A 12,500-nucleotide genomic window follows, 5' to 3' on the forward strand; every position below is an offset into this window, starting at 1 on the left:
CTTCGTCGCCGAGAAAACCATCGCGCCGGTGTCGGCCGTCCAGTGCACCTCGCCGGCCCGGTCCGACCAGCCGGTCCACACGTCGACGACCGGCCGGCCGTCGATGTACACGCAGAGCGCGCCGCCACCGAAGCGGCGGCCAGGGAACAGCTGCCCGAACAGGCGGATGACGCCGGCGAAGCGCGGATCGGCGGCGCCCTGGATGCCGCGCGGCAGGCCGTCGTTGGCCCGCAGGAGAGACGCCGGTGTCATGGTGAAAACGATGTTATCCGGCGTCAGGCGCCGTGCGAAAATGGCATTTTCAGCTCTGGTGTGGGGTCGGTGCGCGATCGCCGGGCCGATCAGGCGCTTGTCAAGCCTTCGGTATGGGGATTGCCGCAGCGGACGATCTCGGGGTGGACGGCACTCACCCGGTCGCGGGGTTGATCGGCGCGGGTGGGCGGAACTGCGCGGGTGGGCGGAACTGCGCGGGTGGGCGGAACTGCTGGAGGCGCCCGAAGAAGTCGCGGAGCTGGGTGGTCGTCGGGACGAAGGGCTCAACGAACCGGCCGAACGCATCCGTCGGGCCCGGCAGCCCGAACGCATCGGGCGGGACGTGCTGATTCCAGATGCCGTCGATCGTGCTCACCACGGGCGGGACGGGGTCAGTGTCGGCGGGCGCGGCGACGGCGGTGCCTGTTCCCCATGCCGCGGCAGTGGTGATTACTGCCCATGTCGCGGCGGTGACTCCAAGAAGCGCTCCGCGTCTCATCTGGGTCCTGTCCGGTTCGACCAGCGCGGGAACCTGCTCCGGTGGAGGGTGCCTTCGTGACGGATGCGCGTCAGGCCCTCATGCTGGAATGCGTATGTTAATCCCGCGCGGTCGCGCCGGTGGCTGAATGGACCCGCCCGCTACTTGGGGTGGGTGCGGTGCGGCGGCCGCTTCTGCGTCCTCGGCGGGATTCGGCGGGATCAATCTCGGCGGGCCCCGGTCCTGCCGCGAAACTCAAATGGCTGCGGCCTCTGTCGGCGTGTCGTCGCAGCTGGTTGAGTGTCGCGGGGGCGGTGATCCTGAGGCAAGTCCGGCCGCCGTGCTGTAGCGGCTGCGCCGTGCTGTAGCGACCGCGCCGTGCTGTAGTGGAGAGGTCGAGGTCCAGCAGTGCCGCGAGGAGGTGCGCCGTGGGTGACCGCGTCGAAGCTTCCGCCCTGGTTGTCGGCCACGACGACGAGGTTCACCGCAGGCTGCTCCGCAGTGTTGCCGCGTTGCAGCGCATGGTCGACGACGGCTGGTTCGTCGGCCATGAGGACAGCATCGGCATGGAGGTCGAGCTCGATCTCGTGGACCCGCTCGGCCGGCCACGGCTGATCAACGACGCAGTCCTGGAACGCCTGGGCCGGGCGGACATGCAGCATGAGCTCGGCCGGTTCAACGTCGAGCTGAACATGGCTCCCCGTCGGCTCCAGGGCCGCGTGCTGCATGACAGCGAACGCGACCTCGCCGACGTGCTCGACGGGTGCAGGGCGCGGATCGAGCGGCTCGGGGCCCGGCTGCTCGCCGTCGGCATGCTGCCCACCCTCAGCGCCGAGCAGCTGACCCTCGAGCGGATCTCCCGCAACCCGCGGTACGAGCTGCTGTGCCGCCGCATGCGTGCCGCTCGCCACCGGCCGTTCCTGGTGCGCATCATCGACGGGTGTGAACCGGTGGAGTTCACCACCGAGTCGGTCGCTCCCGATGCCGCCACGACCAGCCTGCAGCTGCACCTGCGGGTGCCACCGGAGCGGTTCGCCGCCTACTACAACGCCGCCCAGATGGTTGCCGGGGCGCAGGTCGCGGTCGCCGCGAACTCGCCGTACCTGCTCGCTCGCCAGGCATGGCAGGAAACCCGAATCATATTGTTAGAGCAGCTGCTCGACACCCGACGCCACAGGGAGGTCCGGGCCGGCGCACCGGCGCGCGTCCGGCTCGGCGACCGGTGGGTCAACGACCCGGTGGAGCTCTTCGCCGACCTCGTGCGGCAGTTTCGGCCGCTGTTTCCGACGCTGGAGGCCGAGGATCCCGATGCCGCCCTCGAGGCCGGGTGCGCTCCGGGCCTGCGTGAGCTTCGGCTGCACAACGGCACGGTGTGGCGCTGGAACCGGGCGGTCTACGACGTCCAGGCCGGGCGCCCGCACCTGCGCATCGAGAACCGGGTACTGCCCAGCGGACCGACCGCCGTCGACATGGTCGCCAACGCCGCGTTCTACTACGGACTGGTCCGCGCGATCGCCGACGTCGACCCTGCCCCGTGGAGGCAGATGCCCTTCGCGTCGGCCGAGCGGAACCTGCACCGCGCGGCACGGGACGGGCTGGCAGCACAGCTGTCCTGGCGCGGCGTCGACCACCCCGTCGACCGGCTCACGCGTGAGGTCCTGCTGCCGGCCGCCGCGGCCGGGCTTGACGCGTGGGGCGTGGACGCGGCCGACCGCGACCGGTACCTCGGTGTCGTCGAGGCGCGGGTCCGGTGCGGCCGCACCGGCGCTGCCTGGCAGACCGAGGTGGTGGGCTACCTCGAGGAGCACGGGTTGCAGCGCATCGCGGCGCTACGTGAGATGACCCGGCGGTACGCCGAGCACGCGCACACCGGCGCGCCTGTGCACGAATGGCCCGTGCCATGAGCCCGCTTGGATTCGCTTGACACGGGCCGGGAGGCGATCCTCGGCCGATTCAGGCAGCGTCCCGTGACTGGCCGAGAAGCCCCGACTGTTCGAGCGCGGCCTCGACAAACCTCTGCACCGGCCGTGAGCGGAAAAATCCGGTGTGACCACCCGGGTACCACACGATCTCTGGCTTACCCCAGTGCTCCCAAAGACGGATGACCTGATCGCGTGGGTGCACGAGTTGGTCGGCCACTCCGGCGTAGATGAACCGGCCCTGCATCGGAATCTGCGGTGTGAGCGACAGCGGTGACGCCATCCGCCCGATCGGTTCGGCCAGCCTGATCGTCTCTCGGCGCGGGTCATCGGGGCTCAGGCCGGCGTGGCGTTCCAGCAGTTGCATCAAATCCGCGAACGGCACGCCGAGGATCGCGCAGGTGAGGCCGCCGTCGAGGCTGGCGACCAGTGCGGCGATGTAGCCGCCGAGCGACATGCTGTTCAGGCCTATCGGCGATTCCGGCGCGTGCAACCGTATCCACGACAGCAGCCGACGGACATCCCACACCGCTTGTGCGGTGGCGTGTACATCGTCAAGCACGTCCTCGCCGGGGAACACCGCACCCTTCGGCAGGTGGCGCGCCCTGGGGCCGTGCATCGGAAGCACGGGCAGCAGGACATTCAAGCCCAGCTCGTCGTGCAATTGCCAGGCACGGAACAAGGTGAGGTCGAGGGCGCCGCGGCCCATCTCCGCCCCGTGAATGCACACCAGCCAGGGCCGCGGCTCGTGGTGGTGCCGCAGCATCAACGCGTACCCGCGACTGTTCACCGTACGGCTCAGCCATCGGTCACGTCCGGGTTCGCCGGGGTAGGGCGCGTAGCCGCTGTCGAACACCATGCGCTCATACCGGCGTCTGCGATCCTTCACCGAGCGGACGGTGGCATCTGTCAGGGCAGGCGGGGCGGCAAAATACGCCTCCGGCTCGCTGAGCCATCCTTCACGCTCGTACAACTTCAGCGCCGCGACGACTTCGTCAGTGATTCGATGGAACGCCCGCGGGTTGCTCAGCGGGCGACGCCATCGCAGCCCGAGCAGGACGACTTCGTCGCGGAACGCATGCGCGGCAAGACCAATCGTCGGCCGTGCGACCGGGAGATCGCCCGACTGGTTGTCGAGATAATCCCCCCATGACCCGGCGTAATACCGACCGGTCCTGCTGAACGGCCCGATCACGCTGGCAAGCTGACCGACGCCGGGAAGACGCCACCCCGCCGCGCCCGGGCGTTCCGGTTGGACGTCGCCGCCAAGGGGTGCTGTCATGCCCGGTGACGCTAGGACCGCGCCTGCTCACCAACTAGGGGCTTAGGTCCCGGCAAAGACCCCTCAGGACGGGGACAGGTCCGGGTCACAAGTCCCGACCGGCTTGCCCTGCCTGACCCGGCTGGTGGCGCGCCGCAAGGTCGCTGTGCAGGGCAGATCACATGTCGCCGTCAGGCGGTTCTCGACTGTTGCGACCAGATGGGGGATTCTTCAGCCACTTCCTGAGCCGAAAAAGCTGATCGACCACGATGCCGACGCCCAAGAGCGCCAGCGTGATGACAATCGCGGCGCTCACATCCTTCATGGTGACAGGCGGAAGCTTTGGTGCGGCGGGGACCCGGTCCCCACGGCCCGGGCAATCAGTGGCCACGTTTGCGTAGAGGGCGAGACGGGGCGGGAAATCGCGGCCCGGCGGACTCGCTTCGGCTCGTCCGCGTTGTCCACGGGGACTTTCGGCCCTCACGTCTACGGCCATCTGTCACCGGTGATCGCCGTCGACCCGCGACCGCTTGTCCCGGGACTGACGTGACCGTTAAATTGTTGAAGCGTTAAGGTCGGTCGCAAACAGCCGCCGCGTCACTTCCACTTTGCGATCGCCCATGCGGAAGGATCGATGGATTTGACCGCTACCGAGGACACTTCCGGGGTTCGCCGCTCGCCGGGGCCGGCCGCGCCGCCCGGTTCCCAAACTCCCGACGGCAGTGGAGCCGGTCACGACTCACCGGCAGGCCCCGAGCTGGGCGACGTCGGATGGGTTCGACTCTACTTCGCCGACGAACGCTGGGAATGGTCGCCGCAAGTGGCGCGGATGCACGGCTATGAACCCGGTTCGATCAGCCCGACGACCGCGATCGTGTTATCGCACAAGCACCCCGACGATCGTCCGGCGGTTCAGGCCCTACTTGACGAGGTTCTCCGCACGGGCCGGGCGTTCAGCAGCCGCCATCGGATCATCGACACCCGCGATGACGTGCACGAGGTCATCGTGGTTGGTACGCAGCTGCGGGACGACCACGGCGAGGTCATCGGGACGCAGGGCTTCTACATCGACCTGAGGCCGGCCCGATCACCTACCGACGATCGGGTGGCCGCGGCGATCGCCGACATCGTCGAGCACCGTGAGGTGATCGAGCAGGCAAAGGGCATGCTGATGCTGATCTACCACATCGACGGGGATCGGGCATTCGAGGTGCTGCGGTGGCGGTCGCAGCAGTGCAACGTGAAGCTCAGGCTGCTTGCCGAACAGATCACCGCGGATTTCCGCGCCCTTGACTACGACGGCAGATTGCCCGACCGCGACGTGTTCGACCATCTGCTGCTGACTGCCCACGAACGGGTGGAGCGGCGATCAGGCGGCGTGCGCGAGCGACCGGTCGGCCGGTGATGGCGCCCGGCCATGACGGATCATGCCGATGACCCGCGCTGGGCCAATCAGATGGAGGCGGCGACGTGAGCAACGACTCTGATCTTGGGGCCGCCCGCGCAGCGCCTGAGATCGTCGAGCTGAATCGCGCCGAGGCGATGCGGCTGCTGGCCAGTGTGAGCTATGGCCGGGTGGTGTTCACCCTCGATGCGCTGCCCGCGATCCGCCCGGTTAACCATCTGGTCGATGGAGATCGGGTGGTTGTGCGCACCCGGTTGACCGCGAAGATCTCCACCGCCATACCACCCAGTGCCGATTCAGCTGTTGTGGTGGCCTACGAAGCCGACGACCTCGACCTTCACCGGCACGCGGGTTGGAGTGTTGTGGTCACCGGACTGGCAACCACGGTCACCGACCTCGACGAGGTCGCCCGCTACGAGCAGCTGCTGCATCCGTGGGTGAACAAGGCGGACAGCGTGATAGCGATCGAACCCAGAATTGTGACCGGCATTCGCATCCTGCCCGCTTAAGTAGCTCACGGCGGCATGCGGCCGGCCGCGAAGATTGCCGGCGACGTCTATTCAGATAGCGGTCTACCCGACGGCGCCAGCGGGGTTGCCACCGTTTCAGTATCCGGGGCCGCTACCGGTGTCAGGCCCGGAATCTGCCGGTCCAGTGCCGCCAGCGTCGGAGAGCTTTCGTCTTCGTCTTTCGTCTTTCGTCGCCGGTGGCGTCGACTGGGAGCCGGGCTGCGGTCCTGTCGTCGAAACTCAAGAGAGTGCGGCTTCGACCGGCGTGTCGTCGCAGCTGGTTACGTGTCGCGGTTTGGAGCGGCGTGGCGCGCCGGCAGCGCTGCGAGATGCGATGGCAGCGGGCACCGTTGGCGCCGCTCCGGCTGCGGATCGGGGTGCATGCCGGCGAGGTGCAGCTGCATGATGACGGCAACTACGCCGGCTCGACGATCAACCGCACCGCACGGCGCGAGGTAACGCACGGCGGCCAGACGGCGGCGGGTTTCCGGGATTGCCGTTTCCGAAGAAAACGAGCGGGTATCCCTTCGGCACGACAAGCGGGTATCGCTTTCGCAGGACAAGGAGGTCTGGAGAAATGCCTGTTTGGGGATGGTTTTTGGCCGCAGCGATCGTCGTGCTGACGGTGACTGCGATCGTTGTTGGCCTCGCGGCGAACCGTCGCAAGCGGACAGAACGGCTCAAGGAACGGTTCGGTCCGGAATACGACCGGGCGTTAGATGAGGCCGGCGAACAAAGTGCCGCGGAGAAGGAGCTAGCGGCGCGCAAACGCAAGCGAGACAAGCTCGACATCGTCCCGTTGTCGCCGCAGGCGCGCGGAAGGTACGCCGAGGGCTGGGGGGAGGTGCAGACCGCGTTCGTCGACAATCCGTCGAGCGCCCTGGGCGATGCGGACCGGCTCGTCACCGAGGTCATGCGCGAGCGGGGCTACCCGATCGACGACTTCGACCAGCGGGCGGCCGACATCTCGGTCGACCACCCGACGGTCGTCGAAAACTATCGAGCCGCACACAGCATTTCCCATGCGCAACAACAGGGCAGCGACGTCGGCACGGAGGAGCAGCGTCAGGCGTTCGTCCATTACCGCGCGCTCTTCGAGAAGTTGCTCGAGACAGACAAGGACAAGTCACAGGAGGCACGGGCATGACAACACACGATCAGCACACCGAAACCACCGACTTCACCGAGGACGTCGAATCGTCGACCGCGGGGATCGAATCGTCGACCCCGGGGACCGGCCCTTCGACAGCGGACACCGAACCGTCGACCGCGGGCACCGAACCGTCGACCGCGGGAACCGAACCGTCGATCGCGGGCACCGAACCGTCGATCGCGGGAACCGGCCCTTCGACAGCGGGTACCGAGTCCTCGACCGAGAAATCACTGTTCGCTGAAGACGAACTTTCGGGGCTCCGCTCGCGCTGGAACGATGTCCAGTCGGGCTTCGTCGACGATCCCAGAGACTGCGTGCAGAAGGCCGACGCCCTCGTGTCGGATGTCGTCGAACAGCTCACGACCGGCTTCTCAGAGGCGCGCTCGCGGCTTGAGGCGCAGTGGGCCCGGGGCGAAGAGGCTTCCACCGAGGACCTTCGTCTTGCCCTGAAGCGCTACCGCGAGTTCTTCGAGCGGCTGCTCGCGGTCTGAGGAGCGGAGAGCCATGGACAACGACCTATGGACCTATCCCGAGACCGTCGGCCGACTCGACCTCACGGGTTTCGCGGTCGAAGCCGCGGACGGCTCGATCGGCAAGGTTGACGAGTCGACCAACGAGGCAGGCGCAAGCTATCTCGTCGTCGACACCGGAGTCTGGATCTTCGGCAAGAAGCTGATGATTCCCGCGGGCCTTGTCGAACGCGTTGACCGCGACGAGGAGAAGCTCTACGTCGCGCCGACGAAGGAGGAGATCAAGGAGGCGCCGGAGTTCGACGACGACTCTTTCGAGGATCACCGCTCGACCGTCAGCGACTACTACCGCGGCAGACTAAGCGCGGCCGCCGGAAACGTTGAGACGAGAAGCCCCAGCTCGGAAGAGGGCAAGCACAGGAAACCGTCGTGACCGTTCGGGATCGTTCGGGTGACCGCCCTGTCGATGCCCCGAGTAGCCGGGCCTGATGAGGTTTCACTCAACGCAACCGCGCGCGTGAGGACGTCATTCCTGAGCAGATGCCATGGTGGAAAAGCTCAGGTCGATGGCATGTTCCGTGCCTCGAGGTCTTGCTCGAGGCACGGACGGCCTTCGGGGTATCCGGCCGGATTTGAGAAAACCGACAGGCGGCAGAAGGTAACCCCACATAATTGCTCGCGTGAATATCAGAACGTGGTTGGCCTCCGCCGCAACACTGGCATCAGTGCTGGTGTTCTTGTCACCCCATCCCGCGGCCGCTGACCCCCAGCCAGCTGCCCGGATCACCGACGTTGAACAAGTCACCGACCGCTGGCAGAAGATTTCCGTCTATTCACCGTCGATGGACAAGGTCATCGTCAACGACGTGTTCCGCGCCCCCGGCAACGCACCGGCACCGACCTTCTACCTTCTCAATGGCATCGACGGCGGGCTGGACAACAAGGGCTGGTTCGGACTGACCGACATACCAGGGTTTTTCGGCGACAAGAAAGTCAATGTCGTTTCCCCGATCGGCGGTCCATACAGCTACTACACCGATTGGATCGCCGATGACCCGGCGCTGGGGCGAAACAAGTGGCAAACCTATCTGACCAAAGAGCTTCCACCGGTGATTGATCGCGAGCTCGGAGCCAACGGGCGCAACGCCATCGGCGGTCTGTCGATGAGCGGTGGCTCCGCATTGGACTTGGCCATCCAAGCGCCCGGCCTGTATCGGGGGGCCGGCTCATACAGCGGCTGCCCGGCCACCTCCGACCCCAAGCAGTACACCCAGATTGCCCTGTCGCTGTTGCCGTCGGGCGGCAATCCTGCCAACATGTGGGGTCCGCAGGGCAGCGCGGAATGGATTGCTCATGACCCGTCCAAGAACGCCGCCAAGCTACGCGGCGTTGCGGTGTACGCCGCGGCATCCCAAGGCAATGTCGGACCCGTTGACAACCTGCCTCCCGACTTCCCGACACCCGTGGGCGGTCAGATTGTCGAAAGCATCACCTTGGACTGTACCCAGCAATTCGCCGACGCCGCGAAAGCCGCTGGCGTGCCAGTGACGTTCGTAGTGCGACCAGAGGGCGCGCACACCTGGGGGCTGTTCGACTCCGAGATGCGCGAGTCGTGGAATACCGTGATCGGGCCGGCATTGGCTGTCTAAATTGCGACGAACAACTGGGATCGGTCCGCGCCACAACGTGGAAGGGGATATCGCGGGCGTGCGATTCGCCGAAGTGGTGAACATGGTGGGAGTAAGAGTCAGCCGCCTCTCCACCTGCCCTGACGACCACGTCGCGACGGCGCTTGGCGGCCCTGCACCTCGGCGCCGACAGGTGGCGCTGGCTCAGCGCCCGCATGGCCCCCGTGTTGGGTGCGGCCCTCCGTTGCGTCGCATGTCCACATACAGACGTAGCCGTGGATCGGCACCACATGCGGTCGTTGACCCCGGCCGCAACCTGCGGCTCGCGCCGGAACCGCCGTTGAAACGTCTCATCCTCGGCGAGATGCGGGGGCAGCGCCCTGAGGGCATCGACGCGGTCGGTCGTGGTGTCGCAGGTCTGATGGACCTCGCCCATTCCGCCCCGTCGATCAGCTTCTGCAGCCGGTAGCGCCCCAACTGTGTCGCGTCCACCGTCGGCTCCTCGGCAGCGGCGGCGACCAACCTGATGCGATCCAGCACCGTTCGGGTAGTCTCGCCTCCGTGTTGAGGGAACCCAGCACGGTTACCGATCCGCGATCCATAGCTTCAACAGGACGGACAGTGGCAGATAAATCAAGCGCAACACAGAGCTCGACGCCTTACGCTCAGTCCAAGTGGTTGTCCAAGTCGGCGGCCAAGACCCGCGGGTCGGATGCCGAGGAAGTCCAGTTTCACTACGACACCTCGAACGAGTTCTTCAAGCTGTGGCAGGACCCGACCCAGACCTACAGCTGTGCCTACTTCGAGCGTGACGACATGTCGCTCGAAGAAGCGCAGATGGCCAAGGTCGACCTCGCCCTGGGCAAGCTGGGTCTGCAGCCCGGGATGACGCTGCTCGACATCGGCTGCGGGTGGGGCTCCACGATGATGCGGGCGGTCGAAAAGTACGACGTCAACGTGATCGGCCTGACGCTGTCCGAGAACCAGAAGCAGCACATCGAGGATTATTGGTTCGCCAAGTCGAACAGCCCACGCGATATGGAAGTGCGGCTGCAGCCGTGGGAGGAGTTCGAGGGGCAGGTCGACCGGATCGTTTCGATCGGCGCCTTCGAGCACTTCGGCTTCAGCAAGTACGACGACTATTTCAAGAAGACCTACAACTGGATGCCCGCCGACGGCGTGATGCTGCTGCACACCATCATCATTCCGAGCGACCAAGAGATCCAGGCGAAGAAACTGCCGCTGACGATGTCGCGGGTGCGGTTCATCAAGTTCATCATGGACGAGATCTATCCGGGTGGTCGCCTACCGCTGGCCGCGCTGGTCGAGGAGCACGCCGCCAAGGCCGGCTACACCGTGACCCGCAAGCAGCACCTGCAACCGCACTACGCCCGCACCTTGGACACCTGGGCGGCCAATCTAGAGTCCAAGAAGGACGAAGCCATCGCGATCACCTCCGAAGAGGTCTACGAGCGCTTCATGAAGTATCTGACCGGCTGCGCCGACCTGTTTCGCCAGGGATACACCGATGTGTGCCAGTTCACCTGCGAAAAGGCGGCTGGTTAGCCAGGTAAGGAAATCTGCGTTATACACGTTGAGGGGTCACGCAGGAGGTCAACCGCAGATGGCGGAGAAGAAGTCGGGCACGACGACGATGCGGCCGGCGTTCGAGGATGTGCAAGCCCACTACGACATCTCGAATGACTTCTTCGGGTTGTTCCAGGATCCGTCGCGGACCTACAGTTGCGCCTTCTTCGAGCGCGAGGACATGACGCTCGAAGAGGCACAGCTGGCCAAGATCGACCTCGCGCTTGGCAAGCTGGATTTACAGCCCGGGATGACGCTGCTCGACGTCGGCTGCGGCTGGGGTTCGGTCATGAAGCGGGCCGTCGAGAAGTACGACGTCAACGTCATCGGCCTGACGCTGAGCAGGAACCAGTGCACCCTCGGCCAGCAGATCCTCGACCAGATCGACACCGACCGTTCCCGGCAGATCCTGCTGCATGGATGGGAGGAGTACGACGAACCCGTCGACCGCATCGTCAGCATCGAGGCGTTCGAAGCCTTCCCCAAAGAGCGGTATGCGGCGTTCTTCGAGCTGTGCCACCGCATCATGCCCAGCGACGGGCGAATGGTGTTGCAGACCATCATGGGCCACCCGCTGAAACGCTGGCCGGAAATGGGAATCCCCATCACCATGACCGACCTGAGGTTCATGCGGTTCATCTCCAAGGAGATCTTCCCGGGCGGCTCGGTCCCCTGCGACGAGGACGTCATCGAATTCTCAACCGGCGCTGGGTTTTCGGTGGCCGGCAGGCAAGACCTCACCGCCCACTATGTCCGGACACTCGACACCTGGACATCGAGACTCGAAGCCGCCCGCGACCAGGCGATCGCCGTGACGTCCACCGAGGTCTACGAGCGCTACATGAAGTACCTGACGGGATGCTCGGACTTCTTCCAGCGCAACATCTCCGAAGTCGGACAGTTCACCCTCGTCAAGGGCTAATACGCTCCGACCACCCGAGCGACGTTGTACCCGCCGAGAGTGAAGGAATCGCTGATCGCGTAGGGTTGGGGCCCCGCCGCGGCGCACCGGTGACGACATCGAGGTCGATCTCGGGATCGAGCTCGGTCAGGTTCAATGTTGGTGGCACGACGCCGTCGCGCAGCGCCTGCACCGTCAGCACCGCCTCGCCCGCTCCCGCCGCGCCCAGCGAGTGACCCAGCGCCGCCTTGGGCGCATACACCGCCGGCGTGTGTTCGCCGAGCGAATAGTGAATGGCCCGCGCTTCGGCCAGGTCGCCGAACGTCGTCCCAGTGGCGTGCGCGTTGACGTGGTCGATGTCGCGCGGTGCCAGGCCGGCCAGTTCGACCGCGCGAGCGATGGCCTCACCCGCGGGCTCTCCGCTGGGGTCCGGCTTGATCACGTCGTACCCGTCGGACGTCATGGCCGCTCCCATGAGCCGGGCCAGAATCGGAGCATCACGCGCCGTGGCGTGTTGTTCGGTCTCGATGAGCATCAGTGCCCCGCCCTCACCGAACACCATGCCGTCGCGGTCCTTGTCGAACGGGCGGCAGGCGCCGGCCGGATCGTCATTCTTGGCCGACAGCATGTCGAGGTGCATGAACGCCGCGATGGGCACTGCTTCGATCGACGTCTCGACGCCGCCGCAGACGGCGATATCGGCCTCACCGAGGATGAGGTGCCGCACAGCAGCATCACCGCGGTAATCGCGGCGTTGCGTTCCGGCTGACGCATCTACAGTTCACCGCCTGGCACTCTCCGGTTCATCCGGCGCGAATAAGTTTCGTAACGCCGCGTTAGGTTTGCCCGGCGGAACCGCTCCCCGACTCGGTGTAAGCCGGTGGCGGCCTGCAATGCCGCCTACTGACTGAAGGAGCGACATGATGTTCAACCGATG

13 protein-coding genes and 3 pseudogenes are annotated in these 12,500 nt (G+C 65.9%); 10 read left to right on the top strand and 6 right to left on the bottom strand.

The genetic code is table 11. The features are described from left to right. Positions 1–252 (bottom strand): serine hydrolase (locus VKG81_RS03010; RefSeq protein WP_324389562.1); only part of this gene is annotated, 252 nt, incomplete at its 3' end. Positions 253–406: 154 nt separating this feature from the next. After that, positions 407–751 (bottom strand): hypothetical protein, encoded by a 345-nt coding sequence (locus VKG81_RS03015; RefSeq protein WP_324389564.1) that lies wholly within the window; start codon positions 749–751, stop codon positions 407–409. A 407-nt stretch (positions 752–1,158) separates the two neighbouring features. On the opposite strand from VKG81_RS03015, the gene VKG81_RS03020 reads away from it, so the two are divergent. Further along, positions 1,159–2,634 carry a hypothetical protein gene (locus VKG81_RS03020; protein WP_324389566.1) on the top strand — a complete coding sequence of 492 codons (1,476 nt, stop codon included), beginning with the start codon at positions 1,159–1,161 and terminating at the stop codon, positions 2,632–2,634. A gap of 49 nt (positions 2,635–2,683) precedes the next feature. On the opposite strand, the gene VKG81_RS03025 is transcribed toward VKG81_RS03020, so the two are convergent. Both VKG81_RS03025 and VKG81_RS03030 read right to left on the bottom strand, forming a co-directional pair. Beyond that, a complete protein-coding gene (locus VKG81_RS03025) occupies positions 2,684–3,931 on the bottom strand; it encodes a hypothetical protein (RefSeq protein WP_324389568.1) in 1,248 nt (415 codons plus the stop codon). Positions 3,932–4,088: 157 nt separating this feature from the next. Further along, complete coding sequence (locus tag VKG81_RS03030) at positions 4,089–4,226, bottom strand: hypothetical protein (RefSeq protein WP_324389586.1); 138 nt, start codon at positions 4,224–4,226, stop codon at positions 4,089–4,091. Between the two features lie 318 nt (positions 4,227–4,544). Between VKG81_RS03030 and VKG81_RS03035 the strand changes: the two genes are divergently transcribed. From VKG81_RS03035 to VKG81_RS03060, 7 genes and pseudogenes are all read left to right on the top strand, one after another. Next, a complete protein-coding gene (locus tag VKG81_RS03035) occupies positions 4,545–5,315 on the top strand; it encodes a PAS and ANTAR domain-containing protein (protein WP_324389570.1) in 771 nt (256 codons plus the stop codon). Positions 5,316–5,452: 137 nt separating this feature from the next. Continuing rightward, positions 5,453–5,824 (top strand): pyridoxamine 5'-phosphate oxidase family protein, encoded by a 372-nt coding sequence (locus tag VKG81_RS03040; protein ID WP_324389584.1) that lies wholly within the window; start codon positions 5,453–5,455, stop codon positions 5,822–5,824. 338 nt (positions 5,825–6,162) lie between these two features. Further along, positions 6,163–6,300: pseudogene (locus tag VKG81_RS21445) on the top strand (hypothetical protein); the annotation flags it as partial. Positions 6,301–6,401: 101 nt separating this feature from the next. Beyond that, positions 6,402–6,971, top strand: a complete 570-nt coding sequence (locus VKG81_RS03045; RefSeq protein WP_324389572.1) for a hypothetical protein — start codon at positions 6,402–6,404, stop codon at positions 6,969–6,971. After that, positions 6,968–7,468, top strand: a complete 501-nt coding sequence (locus VKG81_RS03050; protein WP_324389574.1) for a hypothetical protein — start codon at positions 6,968–6,970, stop codon at positions 7,466–7,468. The genes VKG81_RS03045 and VKG81_RS03050 overlap by 4 nt, the downstream gene beginning before the upstream one ends. Positions 7,469–7,481: 13 nt before the next feature. Beyond that, positions 7,482–7,880: a PRC-barrel domain-containing protein gene (locus tag VKG81_RS03055; RefSeq protein ID WP_324389576.1), complete on the top strand. Its 399-nt coding sequence runs from the start codon at positions 7,482–7,484 to the stop codon at positions 7,878–7,880. A gap of 247 nt (positions 7,881–8,127) precedes the next feature. Further along, positions 8,128–9,096, top strand: coding sequence for an alpha/beta hydrolase family protein (locus VKG81_RS03060; protein ID WP_324389578.1), 969 nt, complete (start codon positions 8,128–8,130; stop codon positions 9,094–9,096). A gap of 248 nt (positions 9,097–9,344) precedes the next feature. Here the strand turns inward: VKG81_RS03060 and VKG81_RS03065 are convergent. After that, positions 9,345–9,567 (bottom strand): annotated as a pseudogene (locus VKG81_RS03065) (protein kinase); the annotation flags it as partial. Between the two features lie 129 nt (positions 9,568–9,696). Here VKG81_RS03065 and VKG81_RS03070 point away from each other — a divergent pair. Both VKG81_RS03070 and VKG81_RS03075 read left to right on the top strand, forming a co-directional pair. Beyond that, positions 9,697–10,641 (top strand): cyclopropane mycolic acid synthase family methyltransferase, encoded by a 945-nt coding sequence (locus VKG81_RS03070; RefSeq protein ID WP_324389580.1) that lies wholly within the window; start codon positions 9,697–9,699, stop codon positions 10,639–10,641. A 58-nt stretch (positions 10,642–10,699) separates the two neighbouring features. Beyond that, a complete protein-coding gene (locus VKG81_RS03075; protein WP_324389582.1) occupies positions 10,700–11,584 on the top strand; it encodes a cyclopropane mycolic acid synthase family methyltransferase in 885 nt (294 codons plus the stop codon). Here the strand turns inward: VKG81_RS03075 and VKG81_RS03080 are convergent. Next, positions 11,581–12,311 (bottom strand): annotated as a pseudogene (locus VKG81_RS03080) (beta-ketoacyl synthase N-terminal-like domain-containing protein); the annotation flags it as partial. The gene VKG81_RS03075 and the pseudogene VKG81_RS03080 overlap by 4 nt on opposite strands. Positions 12,312–12,500 lie beyond the last annotated feature (189 nt).

The organism is Mycobacterium sp. (assembly GCF_035314905.1).
Classification (GTDB): Bacteria; Actinomycetota; Actinomycetes; order Mycobacteriales; family Mycobacteriaceae; genus Mycobacterium.

What these genes read in the sequence shown, in the direction of transcription:
- VKG81_RS03015 (WP_324389564.1), bottom strand. Translation starts at nt 751, where the DNA reads ATGAGACGCGGAGCGCTTCTTGGAGTCACCGCCGCGACATGGGCAGTA.
- VKG81_RS03025 (WP_324389568.1), bottom strand. Translation starts at nt 3,931, where the DNA reads ATGACAGCACCCCTTGGCGGCGACGTCCAACCGGAACGCCCGGGCGCG.
- VKG81_RS03035 (WP_324389570.1), top strand. Translation starts at nt 4,545, where the DNA reads ATGGATTTGACCGCTACCGAGGACACTTCCGGGGTTCGCCGCTCGCCG.
- VKG81_RS03040 (WP_324389584.1), top strand. Translation starts at nt 5,453, where the DNA reads ATGCGGCTGCTGGCCAGTGTGAGCTATGGCCGGGTGGTGTTCACCCTC.
- VKG81_RS03045 (WP_324389572.1), top strand. Translation starts at nt 6,402, where the DNA reads ATGCCTGTTTGGGGATGGTTTTTGGCCGCAGCGATCGTCGTGCTGACG.
- VKG81_RS03050 (WP_324389574.1), top strand. Translation starts at nt 6,968, where the DNA reads ATGACAACACACGATCAGCACACCGAAACCACCGACTTCACCGAGGAC.
- VKG81_RS03055 (WP_324389576.1), top strand. Translation starts at nt 7,482, where the DNA reads ATGGACAACGACCTATGGACCTATCCCGAGACCGTCGGCCGACTCGAC.
- VKG81_RS03075 (WP_324389582.1), top strand. Translation starts at nt 10,700, where the DNA reads ATGGCGGAGAAGAAGTCGGGCACGACGACGATGCGGCCGGCGTTCGAG.